Origin of the sequence: Janthinobacterium kumbetense (genome assembly GCF_023703445.1) — a bacterium.
GTDB lineage: Bacteria > Pseudomonadota > Gammaproteobacteria > Burkholderiales > Burkholderiaceae_D > Janthinobacterium > Janthinobacterium kumbetense.
Genome location: NZ_JAMQGR010000006.1, coordinates 16,123 through 30,291 on the forward strand (window position 1 = coordinate 16,123; position 14,169 = coordinate 30,291).

At 63.0% G+C, this 14,169-nt stretch carries 14 protein-coding genes and 1 pseudogene; 2 read left to right on the forward strand and 13 right to left on the reverse strand.

The annotated features are described in order from the left end of the window. Window positions 1-45: 45 nt before the first annotated feature. Together NCG91_RS17205 and NCG91_RS17210 are read right to left on the reverse strand one after the other, a co-directional pair. A complete protein-coding gene (locus NCG91_RS17205; RefSeq protein ID WP_251350542.1) occupies window positions 46-1,257 on the reverse strand; it encodes an O-antigen ligase family protein in 1,212 nt (403 codons plus the stop codon). A gap of 252 nt (window positions 1,258-1,509) precedes the next feature. After that, window positions 1,510-2,748, reverse strand: a pseudogene (locus NCG91_RS17210) (malic enzyme-like NAD(P)-binding protein); the annotation flags it as partial. Between the two features lie 207 nt (window positions 2,749-2,955). Between NCG91_RS17210 and NCG91_RS17215 the strand changes: the two are divergent. Continuing rightward, a complete protein-coding gene (locus NCG91_RS17215; protein ID WP_251350543.1) occupies window positions 2,956-3,981 on the forward strand; it encodes a LacI family DNA-binding transcriptional regulator in 1,026 nt (341 codons plus the stop codon). Between the two features lie 73 nt (window positions 3,982-4,054). Further along, a complete protein-coding gene (locus NCG91_RS17220; protein ID WP_077408222.1) occupies window positions 4,055-4,594 on the forward strand; it encodes a hypothetical protein in 540 nt (179 codons plus the stop codon). Here the strand turns inward: NCG91_RS17220 and NCG91_RS17225 are convergent. The 11 genes from NCG91_RS17225 to NCG91_RS17275 form a co-directional block, all read right to left on the reverse strand. Continuing rightward, window positions 4,570-5,196, reverse strand: a complete 627-nt coding sequence (locus tag NCG91_RS17225) for a LysE family translocator (protein ID WP_251350544.1) — start codon at window positions 5,194-5,196, stop codon at window positions 4,570-4,572. The two genes, NCG91_RS17220 and NCG91_RS17225, sit on opposite strands and share 25 nt — an antisense overlap. A 79-nt stretch (window positions 5,197-5,275) precedes the next feature. Beyond that, window positions 5,276-6,064, reverse strand: coding sequence for an AraC family transcriptional regulator (locus tag NCG91_RS17230; RefSeq protein ID WP_251350546.1), 789 nt, complete (start codon window positions 6,062-6,064; stop codon window positions 5,276-5,278). A 2-nt stretch (window positions 6,065-6,066) separates the two neighbouring features. Next, complete coding sequence (rng, locus tag NCG91_RS17235; RefSeq protein WP_251350547.1) at window positions 6,067-7,530, reverse strand: ribonuclease G; 1,464 nt, start codon at window positions 7,528-7,530, stop codon at window positions 6,067-6,069. Window positions 7,531-7,571: 41 nt separating this feature from the next. After that, window positions 7,572-8,192 carry a Maf family protein gene (locus NCG91_RS17240; RefSeq protein ID WP_251350549.1) on the reverse strand — a complete coding sequence of 207 codons (621 nt, stop codon included), beginning with the start codon at window positions 8,190-8,192 and terminating at the stop codon, window positions 7,572-7,574. Window positions 8,193-8,200: 8 nt separating this feature from the next. Continuing rightward, the gene (gene rlmH, locus NCG91_RS17245; RefSeq protein WP_251350550.1) at window positions 8,201-8,671 is read right to left on the reverse strand and encodes a 23S rRNA (pseudouridine(1915)-N(3))-methyltransferase RlmH; all 471 of its coding nucleotides are present in this window, start codon (window positions 8,669-8,671) and stop codon (window positions 8,201-8,203) included. Between the two features lie 6 nt (window positions 8,672-8,677). Continuing rightward, on the reverse strand, window positions 8,678-9,370 hold the full coding sequence (gene rsfS / locus NCG91_RS17250; protein WP_251350552.1) for a ribosome silencing factor: 693 nt from the start codon (window positions 9,368-9,370) through the stop codon (window positions 8,678-8,680). Beyond that, window positions 9,371-10,018 (reverse strand): nicotinate (nicotinamide) nucleotide adenylyltransferase, encoded by a 648-nt coding sequence (gene nadD, locus NCG91_RS17255; RefSeq protein ID WP_257218867.1) that lies wholly within the window; start codon window positions 10,016-10,018, stop codon window positions 9,371-9,373. Window positions 10,019-10,038: 20 nt separating this feature from the next. Further along, window positions 10,039-10,953 (reverse strand): oxygen-dependent coproporphyrinogen oxidase, encoded by a 915-nt coding sequence (gene hemF, locus NCG91_RS17260; RefSeq protein WP_251350553.1) that lies wholly within the window; start codon window positions 10,951-10,953, stop codon window positions 10,039-10,041. A gap of 103 nt (window positions 10,954-11,056) precedes the next feature. Then, window positions 11,057-11,851: a hypothetical protein gene (locus NCG91_RS17265; protein ID WP_251350555.1), complete on the reverse strand. Its 795-nt coding sequence runs from the start codon at window positions 11,849-11,851 to the stop codon at window positions 11,057-11,059. Window positions 11,852-11,976: 125 nt separating this feature from the next. Continuing rightward, a complete protein-coding gene (gene purD / locus NCG91_RS17270) occupies window positions 11,977-13,245 on the reverse strand; it encodes a phosphoribosylamine--glycine ligase (protein ID WP_099666692.1) in 1,269 nt (422 codons plus the stop codon). A gap of 70 nt (window positions 13,246-13,315) precedes the next feature. Further along, window positions 13,316-14,041 carry a YebC/PmpR family DNA-binding transcriptional regulator gene (locus NCG91_RS17275; RefSeq protein ID WP_077408206.1) on the reverse strand — a complete coding sequence of 242 codons (726 nt, stop codon included), beginning with the start codon at window positions 14,039-14,041 and terminating at the stop codon, window positions 13,316-13,318. Window positions 14,042-14,169: the final 128 nt, after the last annotated feature.

The following is a 14,169-nucleotide window of genomic DNA, read 5'->3' on the forward strand; positions in this document are numbered from 1 at the left end:
GGTTCCTTGCAGGGGACAGCAAAAACGGTCAGGCGAAAAACGAACTCAGGCAATGCGTTCTTGCTGGCGCAGCATGGCCCACAGTATCACCATCGGGAAGACCAGCATGATGATGCCGATATTCAGGGTGAGCGAGCTCGTCGTCAGGCCAAAAATCATGTAGCAGGTGCACAGCATCACGCCGGCCAGCGCAAATGGTTGCGCGCTTGCGGGGCCGTGACGCAATGCCCTCGTGAACAGAGTCAGCGGTAGCAGGAATAGCAGCAGCAGGGCCAGCAGGCCGAAGATGCCACGCTTGACCAGGGAGTCGATGTAATCGTTATGCGCGTTGGTGTAATGCAACACAATTTCGCTCATTTTTCCTTCCGTCGACAGTTTTTTCTTTGCCTCCAAGTAGCCGTTGCGTCCCATGCCGAACCAAAGATGGTCATTGGATAAAGTTAATGCTGTACGCCACATTTCCAGCCGTTGGCCGACTGACGTGCTGACGTTGTCGCTGTCTTCAAATTTTTTCAAATCTTCCACGGCATCCGTCGCGCGTTCAAGCACGGGGGAATTGGGCACTATGTAGGATAGTACCGCCACGGCCAGCAGCGCCGCCAGCAGGCCAGTCATATAGTGCTTGCCGCGTGTTCTCGCGTAGTGGACGACAAATATGCATCCGCAGACGGGCAGCGCCAGCCAGCCACCGCGGCTACCGCTGATGATGGAGCCGAAAATTCCGATTAAGCCGCCTGCCAGCAATAGCACGCTCCAGGCGATTCGATGGCGCTGTTTGATGGCCCACTCGATCCCACATAACGTCAACATGCCAAACAGCATGCTGACATTGCCATAGTGAATAGCGTTACTGGTGGCGGCTTGTGGCCGGAAGGGGCTGCTAGGAATATATTGCGTAGCCGCCAAGGCTGCCCCCGCGATGGCGCCAATTGCCAGGCCGCTCCACCATGCCGCCGCCCGCGGCGGATAAGCAATCAGCAGCAGCAGCACGGGCAAGGCCAGCAGCACCCGCAAGGGCATGTCGAGTTCTCGCGCCGGATCGCCGTGGTACAGCATATTGGCGGTGAAAATAAGGAAGTAGGCCAGCATCACGCCCATCAGCAGATAGTCCCGGCGCTGCAGATGCAGGCGGGGGCGCTTCCATAGCAGCCAGCTGCTGGCCAGCAGCAGGACCAGCGCGCCAAAGGAATATCCGCTGTTGACAGCCAACGCCAATGCCGAAAAGAGAAAAACACAAACAGAGGTCAGGCCGAGCATGAATATCCTTGTTAACGCACATCGTCGCCATTATGGCAACTGTAGCAACATAAAGTAGGCGTCATTGTAATCGAAGGTGGCAGCAAAAACGTCCCTGGGAGATTTACTCTTCGATAACTGTATAGGCGATCTCAAGGGGGAAATGAAAAAAACCATGGTTTTTAGACATGGTTTTTTTGTAAGCAATGGTAACTTGCTGTTATTTTGCCAAGACCGCAAGGTCGGTCATGCGTCTCAGGCGGTGGCTGGCACGCGGGTGGCCACGCCGGTGGCGATGGCCGCTTGCGACACGGCAGGCGCGACCCAGCTGCGCAGGCGTTCGTCGAACGGCGATGGAATCAGTTGCAGCGGCGTCAGCGCGCTGCTCTCGTGACCCGGCAACGGTTCCTTGGCCAGCGCGGCGATGGCGCGCACGCAGGCCAGCTTCATTTCTTCGTTGATGGTGGTGGCGCCCACGTCGAGTGCGCCACGGAAGATGTACGGGAAGCACAGCACGTTGTTGATCTGGTTCGGGTAGTCCGAGCGGCCCGTGGCGACGATGGCGTCGTCGCGCACGGCATGCACTTTTTCCGGGGCGATTTCCGGATGCGGATTGGCCAGGGCGAAGATCAAAGGCTTGGCGGCCATCGATTCGACCATCTGCGCGCTCACCACGCCGCCCTTCGAGACGCCGATGAAAATGTCGGCGCCAACCATGGCGTCGGCCAGGTCGCGGTCGCTGGTGTCGTTCGCGTAGCGCGCCTTGTTCTCTTCCATGTTGGCATCACGGCCCGGGTAGATCACGCCCTGGCTGTCGCATACTTTCAGCAGCGATTTATTCAGGCCCAGCGAGACGAGCAAGTCCAGGCAGGCGATCGAGGCCGCGCCGGCGCCCGAGACGGCCACTTTCACGTTGCCGATATCCTTGCCCACCAGTTCCAGGCCGTTCAGGATGCCGGCCGCGACGATGATGGCCGTGCCATGCTGGTCGTCGTGGAAGACGGGAATGTTCATGCGCTTGCGCAATTGCTGTTCGATGTAGAAGCAGTCCGGCGCCTTGATGTCTTCCAGGTTGATGCCGCCGAAGGTCGGCTCCATGCGCACCACGGTGTCGATGAACAGGTCGGGATCGTTCTCGGCCAGTTCGATGTCGAACACGTCGACGTCGGCAAATTGCTTGAACAGGCAAGCCTTGCCTTCCATCACCGGCTTGCTGGCCAGCGGACCGATATCGCCCAGGCCCAGCACGGCCGTGCCATTGGTGATCACGGCCACCAGGTTGCTGCGCGACGTGTAGGTGCCGGCCGTGCGCGGATCTTCCACGATCGCTTCGCAGGCGAAGGCCACGCCTGGCGAGTACGCCAGGGTCAGTGCGCGGGCGTCGCCCAGCGGTTTGGTTGGCGTGACGGAAATCTTGCCTGCGCGAGGTTCCGCGTGATAGGCGAGGGCGGCTTCTTTCAGGTTGAAGGTTTCGCCGTTCTGTTCGGCGTGCTTGCTGTGCGAAGTAGACATAGGAATTCTGGGAAGGGCATACAGGGCCCGAGTGGTCAATCCGAGCCATGGTATGCAAGCGTTTGCACGCTGTCAAGGCTGGATTGTACTTAAGAGTGTCAAAACCGCTTTGGGAAACGGCTTTATCTCAATGCAAGCGTTTGCTCAGTTTTTGACGGAATGGGGAATTTTTACGATAAAATCACGGTATTGCGATCCGGGAAGCCCATGACAAACAAGAACCCCACCTTAAGCGACGTCGCGCGGGCCAGTGGCGTGCACTTTTCCACCGTGTCGCGCGTGATGAACCCGGCAACGCGGCAAATGGTCAGCGCCGAGGTGGCCGCGCGCGTGCTGGCCGAAGCGGGCCGGCTCGGCTACCGGCCGAACCGCGCCGCCTCCACCCTCGTCACGCGCAAGTCGCGCATCATCGGCGTGGTCTTGCCCGACATTACCAACGCTGTCTTTCCGCCTATCCTGCTGGGCATCGAGGAAGGCTTGCGCAAGCATGGCTACCTGGCCATCGTCGCCAATGTCGGCGCTGACGAGGAAGAGCAGCTGTTCGTCATCAACCGCCTGCTGGGGCAGCAGGTCGATGGCCTGATTTTGGCTACCGCACGGCGCGACGATCCCGTCATCAAGATGTGCATCGACCAGAATGTGCCGGTGGTGACCGTCAACCGCAGCGACGAGACGGGCGTTGCTTCCTGCGTCGTCAGCGACGACGTGGTCGGCATGCGCCTGGCCGTGGAACACTTGCTGGCGCTGGGCCACCGGCATATCGCGCATATTGCCGGCCCGGAAAACCTGTCCACCGGCCACGTGCGCCGCCTCGGTTTCCTGGCCGCCATCCAGGCCAGCGAACTCGATCCCTCGCAAGCCTTCGTGTTTGAAAGCAGCGGCTATTCGCGCGAATGCGGCAAGGCCGCCCTGCTGGAACTGCTGCGCCAGTCGCCTCAGACGACGGCCGTGGTGACGGGCAGCGACCTGGTGGCCCTCGGCTGCTACGACGCCATCCGCGAACTGGGCTTGAGCTGCCCCGAAGATATTTCTGTCGTGGGCCACAACGACATGCCCTACATGGACATGATCCGCCCGCCCCTGACTACCATCCGCATCCGCCACCACGGCATCGGCACGGAAGCGGCCCGGCTGATCCTGCAAACCATCGATTCGCCCGACTCCGCCGTGCTCGACGTGCGCCTGAAACCCGAGCTGGTGGTGCGCGAATCGACGGCCGCTCCCCGAGGCTGAGGCCGCGCCTGGGGCCGCGCCGCTGCAAGGTGGTACACTGGCGCCCCTCAACGTATTTTGCCCCTCTATCGCCATGACCAAAACCAACACGCCTTCCCCGAAACGCCGCGAAGAGGGCGTCGCCAAGCTGACCGTCAATCCCTTCCTCGATGCCGAGTTTTACGCGCGCATGCGCGATTACACGGAGCGCGATGCGGCCATCATCAAGGAATTGAAGGCGATCGCCGAGATTCGTGCCGGCAACAAGCAGCCCGACCCCCGCCTGGCGCCGTCGCTGGAAGCCCTGCGCAGCACCGTCAAAAAAGGCTTGAGCTTTGGCGAGATGCTGGAGCGCATGGCCGCCGGCAAGGAAAAAGGCTTGTGGGAGCCGTGGATGACGACCTTCGGCATTGAAATTCGCGCCGTCAACTACGGCGCCGGCCCGCGCAACGCCTGCCTGGTGCTGGACCTGGCCGCGAATGCCCCCGCGCACGCCATGTTCGCCAAGGCGGGCATCCAGAACTGGCGCAGCCTGGCGGCAGACGACTGCTCCGTCGTGCGCTCGGAAAAGGCGACGGAAACCACGCCCTTGAAAGTGTATGCCGTGTTTTATCTGGACCCGCTGCCAGCCTGATCCGCCAGCAGTACCAGCGCCAGCACGATCAGCATCACGCCCGACAGCCGTTCCAGCGACGGCAGCGCGCGCGCAAAGCGCTGCCGCAGGGCGGCGCTGCCGATGGCCAGCGCCACCGCCATATCCCACGCCAGCACGGCAAAGACCATCCACGCGCCATACGCCACCATCGCAACGGGACTCGTCTGCCTGGCGGCCAGCACGGTGGCCAGGCTGACATAGAACAGCGCATTCTTCGGGTTCAGGATGGCGGAGACAAACCCCATCGCGACACCGCCGCGCCAGCGCGCCTTGCCGGTGGCGGGCTTTGCCTCCAGGCTGCTCTTGCCCGCATGGCGCAGGAACAGCCAGCCCAGGTACAGCAGATAGGCGCATCCCGCCAGCCGCACCAGCATGAATGCCGTGCTGCCCGCCCGCAGCACCGATAGTCCCGCAAACGCCGCCACGATAAACACCGCATTGGCCACGGTAATGCCCACGCACGTGCCGGCGGCGCCGCGCCAGCCGTGGGCCAGCGAGGTGCGCGCGATCAGGAAAAAATCGGGACCGGGCGACAGCAGGGAAAGAAAGTGGGCGGCGGCGATGAAGAGAAAATCCTGCATGGAGTTTGGCTCCGGCAATGGCGATGCGCGAGTATGCCGGGGCTGGCGACAGCCTGTATTGAAGAAAATTGCAGGCGTTCTAGCTGCCCTGGCCGCGATAGCGCCCCGGCGTGATACCCGCATGCGCCTTGAACACGCGCTGCAGGTGGCTCTGGTCGGCAAAGCCGAGCTCATGCGCCAGTTGCGCCAACGCCGTCCCGGCCTGCAAGCGGCTGCGCGCGCGGTTGACGTGCATATTCAGCTGGTAGGCATGCGGCGTCAGGCCCGTGGCGGCGCGAAAGGCGCGGATCAATTGATACGGGCTCAGGCCTGCCGCCTCCGCCAGTTGCCGCAGGCTGGCCGAGGGCAGCGCCTGCAGCGTTGCGAGCACGGGCGCCAGCTGCTGCGGCACCGGCTTGCGTTCCGAAGGCAGCAGATCCGCACAGACGCTGGTGCAGGCGACCAGAAACGCCAGCAGCGCCGCATTTTTCTCCGCCGCGCCGGCCGTTGAAAACAGCAGCGCATTCATGGCGCAAAACTGCGCGTACAGCAGCGGGCACTGCAACACCGCCGCCGTATCGCCATCGAGCGCCGGCGCGTGTGCTTGCAGCCACCGCGCATCGAGATGCAGCATCTGGTAGCTCCACAGGGCGTCGGGCAGGGGATTGCAGGCGTGTACGCAGCCGGCCGGCACCAGCACCAGGCTGCCATTGCCGAGTGCAACCTTGCCGTCTTTGCTGCCGGTAAAGATGCTGCCGCCAGAGTCGACGGCGCCGATGGAAAACGTGGGATGGCTGTGGGGCTTGTAGCAAGCCCGGCTGTGGCAGGCGCGCCGGCTCTCCACGTGGGGGAGAGACGGGTCGCGCCAGAAGGCGGTGGTGCCCGGCATGACTACATCAGGATCACGTCGTACTGCTCCTGGTGGTAGGCATTCTCCACCTGCAGCGAAATCTTCTTGCCGATGAAATCGCCGAGCATGGCCAGGTGCTGCGATTCTTCTTCGAGGAATAAATCCACGACTTCCTGCGAGGCGAGGATGCGGAATTCGCGCGGGTTGAACTGCTTTGCTTCGCGCAGCAATTCGCGCAGGATTTCATAGCAGATGGTGCGCGAGGTTTTCACTTGCCCCTTGCCGGCGCAGGCGGGGCACGGTTCGCACAGGATATGGGCCAGCGATTCGCGCGTGCGCTTGCGCGTCATTTCCACCAGGCCCAGCGGCGAGAAATTGCTCACCGAGACCTTGGTGCGGTCGCGCGACAGGGTGCGTTTCAGTTCGGCCAGCACGGCGTTGCGGTGCTCGGCGTTGTCCATGTCGATGAAGTCGAGGATGATGATGCCGCCCAGGTTGCGCAGGCGCAGCTGGCGCGCGATGGCGTGCGCCGCTTCCAGGTTGGTCTTGAAAATCGTGTCGGCAAAATTGCGTCCGCCGACGAAGCCGCCCGTGTTGACGTCGATGGTGGTCATCGCTTCCGTCTGGTCGACGATCAGGTAGCCGCCCGATTTCAGGTCGACCCGGCGGCCCAGCGCGCGCAAGATCTCTTCTTCCACGCCGTACAGGTCGAACAATGGACGCTCGCCCGTGTAGTGCTGCAGGCGCGTCAGTTCGCTGGGCGTGTAGATTTCCGCGAATTCCCGCAGTTTCACATAATTTTCGCGCGAGTCGACCTGGATGGTGGCCGTTTCATCGCCGACGAAGTCGCGCAGCACGCGCTGCGCCAGGCTCAAGTCTTGGTGCAGCAGGCTGGTGGCGGGACGTGTGCGCGCACCGTGCGTGATCGTGCTCCAGGTTTTTCTCAGGTAGTCGACGTCCGCCTTCAAGTCCGCGTCGGACGCGTCTTCAGCCATGGTGCGCACGATGTAGCCGCCCTTTTCATCGGTGGGCAGCAGGTTTTGCAGGCGCACGCGCAGCTGCTCGCGCTCCGCTTCCTTCTCGATTTTCTGCGAAATGCCGATATGTTTATCCTGCGGCAGGTACACCAGCATGCGCCCGGCGATGGAAATCTGCGTCGACAGGCGCGCGCCCTTGGTGCCGATCGGGTCCTTGATCACCTGTACCGTCAGCACCTGGCCGTCAAACAGGATTTTTTCGATGGGCGCCGGCGTGGCGTTCTGGCCGTCGTGGCCGCGCGCTTCCCAGATGTCGGCCACGTGCAGGAAGGCGGCCCGTTCCAGGCCGATGTCGATGAAGGCCGACTGCATGCCCGGCAATACGCGCACCACTTTGCCGGAATACACATTGCCGGCCAGGCCGCGCGTGAGCGTGCGCTCGATGTGCAATTCCTGCACGGCGCCCTGCAGGATGAGGGCGACGCGCGTTTCTTGCGGCGTGATATTGATCAGGATGTCTTCGTTCATGGAGGCGCGGGAGTGGAGGCAACGAATGACATCATACCCGATCAGGGCAGGGGCAAACCTGCCAGTCGCAGCAACTGTGCAGTTTCGTAAAGGGGCAGGCCCATGATGCCGGAATGGCTGCCTTCGATGTGCTCGACGAACAGCGCGGCGCTGCCCTGGATGCCGTAGCCGCCGGCCTTGTCGTACGGTTCCGGCGTGGCGCAATACGCGGCGATCGAGGCGGGCGACAGCACGCCGAAGCGCACTTGCGAGATCTGCGTGCGCTGCTCGGCGAAATCCTTGTAGTGCACGGCGATCGAGGTGAGTACCTCGTGCGTGCGGCCAGACAGCTGCTGCAGCATGGCCACGGCCTCGGCCCGGTCTGCCGGCTTGCCGAGGATGACGCCGTCGATGGTGACGGTGGTGTCGGCCGCCAGCACGGGGCGCGGCTTCAGGTGGCGGCGGCGCACCAGGTCCCAGGCGAAGGCGGCTTTTTCATTCGCCACGCGGGCCACATAGTCGAGCGCCGACTCGCCGGGGAAGACTTCCTCGGTGACGTCGGCGCCGCGCGGGCCGTCGCTGCGCAGCAGCAGTAATTCGAAATCGACGCCGATCTGGCGCAGCAATTCGCGCCGGCGCGGGCTTTTGGAGGCGAGATAGATCTTGTTATCAGCCGGTTTCATGGGGGAGTTCAGACGCGGTGGTAGGGGTGGTTTTGCGTGATCGACCAGGCGCGGTACAGCTGCTCGGTGAGGATCACGCGCACCACGCCGTGCGGCAGGGTCATGCTGGAAATGCGCAGCATGCCTTCGGCACGTGCCTTGAGTTGCGGATCGAGGCCGTCGGCGCCGCCGATCAGGAAGGCCGTGTCGCGGCCATCCTGCTGCCACGCCATCAGCTGCTGCGACAGGCCGACGCTGGTCAGGTCCTTGCCGCGTTCATCGAGGGCGATGATGCGCACGCCCTTGGGCAGGACGGCTTCGATGCGTTCGCGTTCCAGCGCCATCGCCGTGGCTGCGGTCTTGCTGCCGGAACGCTCCACCGGCTTGATTTCTTTCAGCACGATGCGCAATTCCGGCGGCATGCGCTTCGCGTATTCAGCGAAGCCCGTCTCTATCCAGGCCGGCATTTTATGGCCGACCGCAGCGATGATGAGCTGCATCGAGGCTTACGCTTCGACTTTTTTGATACGCTTGATCACGGTTTTTGCCGGTGCAGCATCGGCTGCCGGCTTGGCCGCGCGTGGGGCGCGCACTTTTTTCTCCGGCAGCGCTTTCAGGGCTTTCACGGCAGCCGCTTCGGTCTTGGTTGGCGCGACTTTCACGGTCTTGCCGACGGCTTTGGAAGCGGTGGCTTTTTTCGCCGGGGCTTTCTTGGCGGCGGTGGTGGCTGCCGCGGCTTTCTTGGCAGGCGCCTTTTTCTCGATCACGGGCGTCGCTTCCACATTGGCCTTGCTTGCCGCCAGGTGGCCGCTGACCTTTTTCGGCTCGTCGCCGGCCGCTTTTTTCGGCGCGCGCTTGGCGGCACCCAGCTTGACCGGGGTGTCGCCCCAGATTTCTTCCAGGCGGTAGTAGGCGCGGATAGGCGCTTGCATGATGTGGACGATCATGTCGCCCAGATCGACCAGCACCCATTCACCGGTGTCCTCGCCTTCCATGCCGATGATGTCGCCGCCGGCGTCCTTGACCTTGTTGCGTACCGAGGCGGCCAGCGCCTTGGTTTGACGGTTCGAGGTACCGGAAACGATCGCGATGCGGTCGAACAGGCTGGTCAGGTGGCTCGTTTCGAAGACGGCGATGTCTTGGCCTTTGACGTCTTCAAGGGCGTCAATGACGAGGGTTTGCAGTTTTTTGATGTCCATTTAGCTTTTGTATAAATTATGTTGTTCAATATAGTCTAGCACTAGCGGGGAAACAAGCGGGTTTGCCCGATTCCCCCGTTGTAATGCCGCACGTATTTCGGTGGCGGAGATATCCACCGCGAAGTCCTGTGCCAGATAAGTCAGACCGTGCGGCGTGTTGCGGATGCTTTCCAGTGACCCCAGGCGGCGCGAAAATTCTTCGGCGACCACTTGTGGCACTGCGGTGTCATTCAGCGCGAAGCCGGGGCGGGCCGCGACGCAGATATGCGCGTATTCAAATAATTGCTGCCATTCGCGCCATGTCGCGAGCCGCTGCAGCTGGTCGGCGCCCATCAGGAAAACGATGGAAGCGCGCGGACCCAGCTCGGCGCGTACCTGGCGCAAGGTATCGATGGTGTAGCTGGCCTGGCCATGTTCGCTGCGCGCGATTTCCTGGCGGTCGATCACGACCGGCAGGGGCAGGCCGGCAAACGCCAGGCCGGCCATCTCGGCGCGCTGCTGGCCCGTGGCGCCCAGCTTGCTTTTTTGCCAGGGCGCGCCTGCCGGAATCACGCGCAGTTCATCGGCGTGCAGCAGGCTGGAAAAATGCGTGCCCAGCGCGACATGCCCCATATGCACCGGATCGTAGCTGCCACCGAGCAGCGCCACGCATGCCCTGCTACCTGGGTTCACGCCTGCAGCCAGTCGCGATGCACGAGGAAGTCAGTATACAACGCCGCTTCGGGACTGCCCGCTTCCGGGTGCCAGTCGTAGCGCCACTTGACCACGGGCGGCATCGACATCAGGATCGCCTCGGTGCGTCCGCCCGACTGCAGGCCAAACAGGGTGCCGCGGTCGAACACCAGGTTGAACTCGACATAGCGTCCGCGCCGGTAGCACTGGAAGTCGCGTTCGCGTTCGCCGTAGGGCGTGTCCTTGCGGCGCGCCAGGATCGGCACATAGGCGTCGATGAAGGCGTCGCCGGCGCTGCGCATCATGGCGAAACTGTCGTCAAAGCCCAGGGCATTGAAGTCGTCGAAGAAAATACCACCCGCGCCGCGCGCTTCGCGCCGGTGCTTCAGGTAGAAGTAATCGTCGCACCACTGCTTGAACTTCGGATGCAGTTCCTCGCCAAACGGCGCCAGCGCATCATGGCACACCTGGTGAAAGTGCTTCACGTCGCCCGCGTCGCCATAATACGGCGTCAGGTCCATGCCGCCGCCGAACCACCATACGGGTTCGCCATCGGCATTCACGGTGGTGAAGAAACGCACATTCATGTGCACCGTGGGCGCATACGGATTACGCGGATGCAGCACCAGCGACACGCCCATCGCCTCCCACGCCTTGCCACCGAGTTCAGGGCGCGCGGCCGCTGCCGATGGCGGCAATGCGGCGCCGGTGACGTGCGAAAAATTCACGCCGCCACGCTCGAACACATTGCCTTCCTCGATCAGCCGTGAAATGCCGCCGCCGCCCTCGGGGCGCTGCCAGGCATCGGTCAGGAAGGGCTTGCCGTCCTGCGCTTCGAGCGCCTGCACGATACGGCTTTGCAAATCGAGCAAATAGGCCTTGACGGCCGAAGGAGAGGGAGTTGACGACATCGCGTGGGCCGACGAGGCCGAAATAAAAAAGTAAGGACGGATTGTACCCTGTTACGCGTTTTTGTGATAGGGCGGCGCTTGCGCTGTGCGTTTGTGTTGTGGATCAGCGTGCCGGTGGCGTGGCATCGTCCTGCACTACCGTGATGGACAGGTCCGCGCCGGCGCCGGGCAGGCGCGCGCTTTCCACGGCGTGCGCGGCGCGCTGCTGCAAGTCGGGCCGCCCGACGCCCTGCCCGGCGACGGGGGCTGCGGAGGAGGAGGGTGCCTGCCCGGAGACGATGGCGCGGCCGGCAAAGGCCAGTACCAGCACCAGCAGCGCGGCCATCACCCACGTTTCCGGGCGCGCATAGGCGGGGCGTTCCCGGCGGGCCTGGCGCGCGGCGCCATCGACGATGATGCGGCCCAGCTCCGAGCTGTGCTGGCGCGTGCGCAGTAGCTCGAATTGCTGCGCCGTCAAGGTGCCTTGCCGGAGCATTTCGCGCAGTGCGTCAATCGGCGAGGCGAGCAGGCGGTTCTCCGGCAAGCTGGCGTGGGCGGCATCGCGCTGCCACTGGTTGATCAGGTCTTCGTCGTACAGGGTGTCGATGGCCTGGCCGTTGACCAGCTTTAGCGCGTCGGCGGCCAGTTGCTGGCGCTCGAGCAGGGCTTCGCCGCCATGCCGGCGCGGCAGATCCTGTACGCGTCGCAGGAAGTCGTCCTGTGGCAGCAGGTCAGTGCGCAGCAGCCATGCCAGGGCCTCGGCGGGACCGGCGCCGGCGGCCAGTCGTGGCATGTCGACGTCGTCTTCCTCGTCCAGGGCGAGGATTTCTAGTTCGGCGATAGCGTCGTCGAGTTCATTGTCCGTGATCAGGCGGAGTTGGCGTACCTGAGCGAGGGCGGGATGGACGTGGCTGGTCATGGGTTGCAACTTTGTCTGAAAGGCAAAATCTTAGCGCAAGGTCCGTTTTCCCGGCGCGCCAATCAAAACAGGGCCGGGGCGGATGCATTCCGCGCCGGCCCTGCCGTTTGCCGCCTGTGGCGGGCTTAGTGCTTCAGGCCGCGCCAGCCGATGTCGCGGCGGTACTGCGCGCCGTCGAAATGGATTTTTTCCACGGTTTCATACGCCTGTTTCTGCGCCATCTTGATGCTGTCGCCCAGGCCCACCACGCACAGCACGCGGCCGCCGTTGGTCACCAGGCGTTCGCCCTCGATGCGGGTGCCGGCATGGAAGGTGACGGAATCATGCGTTTCGGCCGGGATGTCGCCGATGGAGGTACCCTTGACGGGATCGTCCGGATAGCCGGCGGCGGCCATCACGACGCCAACGGCCGTGCGGCGGTCCCATTCCAGTTCCACGGCGTCGAGCGTGCCGTTGACGGCGTGTTCCATGACGGTCACCAGGTCGGTCTTCAGGCGCGCCATGATGGGCTGCGTTTCCGGGTCGCCCATGCGGCAGTTGAATTCCAAGGTCTTCGGCGTGCCCTTGTCGTCGATCATCAGGCCCGCATACAGGAAGCCCGTGAACGTGATGCCGTCCTTGGCCATGCCCTGGATGGTTGGCACGATGATTTCGCGCATGACGCGCGCATGCATGGCCGGGGTGACGATAGGTGCCGGCGAATACGCGCCCATGCCGCCCGTGTTCGGGCCCTGGTCGTGGTCTTTCAGGCGTTTGTGGTCCTGGCTGGTGGCCAGCGGCAGGATGTTCTTGCCATCGCACATGACGATGAAGCTCGCTTCTTCGCCGGCGAGGAATTCCTCGATGACGATGCGCGCGCCGGCGTCGCCGAACTGGTTATCGGACAGCATCATGTCGACCGCCTGGTGCGCTTCTTCCAGGGTCATGGCAACGACGACGCCCTTGCCGGCGGCCAGGCCGTCGGCCTTGATGACGATCGGCGCGCCCATGGCGTCGACATAGGCATGTGCGGGAGCGACGTCGGAGAAGGTCTGGTAAGCGGCCGTCGGGATGCCGTGGCGCTGCATGAAGGCCTTGGCGAAGTCCTTCGACGATTCCAGCTGTGCCGCTTCTTTTGTCGGGCCGAAGATTTTCAGGCCGCGCGAACGGAACAGGTTGACGATGCCGGCCGCCAGCGGCACTTCCGGGCCGACGACGGTCAGGCCGATGTGTTCCTGCTGAACGAAGTCGGCCAGCAATTGCGGGTCGCTGATGTCGAGATTGACCAGGCGCGCATCGCGCGCGGTGCCGCCGTTGCCCGGCGCGACATACACCATCTGTATGCGTTCGGACTGGGCCAGTTTCCAGGCCAGGGCGTGTTCGCGGCCGCCAGAGCCGACTACCAGAATTTTCATAGGAACCGTTCGTTCAGTGTGGGTTGCAGGGCGGTGCTGCCGCCCTTGAGGTGTATAGCTTATTTTTTGCTTAGTTTTCGATCAGGGCATTCGTAAACACTTCCTGCACGTCGTCCAGCAGCTCCAGCGCATCGATCAGCTTTTGCATCTTGATGGCGTCGTCGCCCGTGTAGACGGTTTCCGTCGCCGGTTTCATGATGACTTCGGCCACTTCGGCCTTGAAGCCGGCCGCTTCCAGCGCCTCCTTGACGGCGGCGAAATCATGCACGGGAGTGACCACTTCGAAGCCGCCCTCTTCATCGGCGATGACGTCGTCGGCGCCCGCTTCCAGGGCCGCTTCCATCAGCTTGTCTTCATCGGTGCCCGGCGCGAACAGCAGCTGGCCGCAGTGCTGGAACATGAAGGCGACCGAGCCTTCGTTGCCCATGTTGCCGCCGTTCTTGTTGAAGGCGTTGCGTACTTCAGCCACCGTGCGTACCTTGTTGTCGGTCATGCATTCGACGATGACGGCTGCGCCGCCCACGCCGTAGCCTTCGTAGCGCACTTCTTCGTAGTTGGCGCCATCGACGCCGCCGCTGCCGCGGTTGATCGCGCGCTGGACGTTGTCTTTTGGCATGTTCGCATCGGCCGCCTTGTCGACTGCCAGGCGCAGGCGCGGATTGGTGATGGCGTCGGCGCCGCCCATGCGGGCCGCGACCGTGATTTCCTTGATCAGGCGCGTCCAGATTTTGCCGCGCTTGGCATCGGTGGCAGCCTTTTTATGCTTGATATTGGCCCATTTGCTATGTCCTGCCATGTCGAATCTTCCTTAGACGGGTGTTCAATTGTGGCCGACATTTTAGCATATCGGCCCCCTGCGAAGCGGCGCGGCCCCGTCATCAGGATGACACAATCTGTTGCTAAAGTGACGCGCTTTCACCATAT

Excerpts from the sequence above, each read along its gene's own strand:
- NCG91_RS17205 (WP_251350542.1), bottom strand. The coding sequence starts at position 1,257 with ATGCTCGGCCTGACCTCTGTTTGTGTTTTTCTCTTTTCGGCATTGGCG.
- NCG91_RS17215 (WP_251350543.1), top strand. The coding sequence starts at position 2,956 with ATGACAAACAAGAACCCCACCTTAAGCGACGTCGCGCGGGCCAGTGGC.
- NCG91_RS17220 (WP_077408222.1), top strand. The coding sequence starts at position 4,055 with ATGACCAAAACCAACACGCCTTCCCCGAAACGCCGCGAAGAGGGCGTC.
- NCG91_RS17225 (WP_251350544.1), bottom strand. The coding sequence starts at position 5,196 with ATGCAGGATTTTCTCTTCATCGCCGCCGCCCACTTTCTTTCCCTGCTG.
- NCG91_RS17230 (WP_251350546.1), bottom strand. The coding sequence starts at position 6,064 with ATGCCGGGCACCACCGCCTTCTGGCGCGACCCGTCTCTCCCCCACGTG.
- rng (WP_251350547.1), bottom strand. The coding sequence starts at position 7,530 with ATGAACGAAGACATCCTGATCAATATCACGCCGCAAGAAACGCGCGTC.
- NCG91_RS17240 (WP_251350549.1), bottom strand. The coding sequence starts at position 8,192 with ATGAAACCGGCTGATAACAAGATCTATCTCGCCTCCAAAAGCCCGCGC.
- rlmH (WP_251350550.1), bottom strand. The coding sequence starts at position 8,671 with ATGCAGCTCATCATCGCTGCGGTCGGCCATAAAATGCCGGCCTGGATA.
- rsfS (WP_251350552.1), bottom strand. The coding sequence starts at position 9,370 with ATGGACATCAAAAAACTGCAAACCCTCGTCATTGACGCCCTTGAAGAC.
- hemF (WP_251350553.1), bottom strand. The coding sequence starts at position 10,953 with ATGTCGTCAACTCCCTCTCCTTCGGCCGTCAAGGCCTATTTGCTCGAT.
- NCG91_RS17265 (WP_251350555.1), bottom strand. The coding sequence starts at position 11,851 with ATGACCAGCCACGTCCATCCCGCCCTCGCTCAGGTACGCCAACTCCGC.
- purD (WP_099666692.1), bottom strand. The coding sequence starts at position 13,245 with ATGAAAATTCTGGTAGTCGGCTCTGGCGGCCGCGAACACGCCCTGGCC.
- NCG91_RS17275 (WP_077408206.1), bottom strand. The coding sequence starts at position 14,041 with ATGGCAGGACATAGCAAATGGGCCAATATCAAGCATAAAAAGGCTGCC.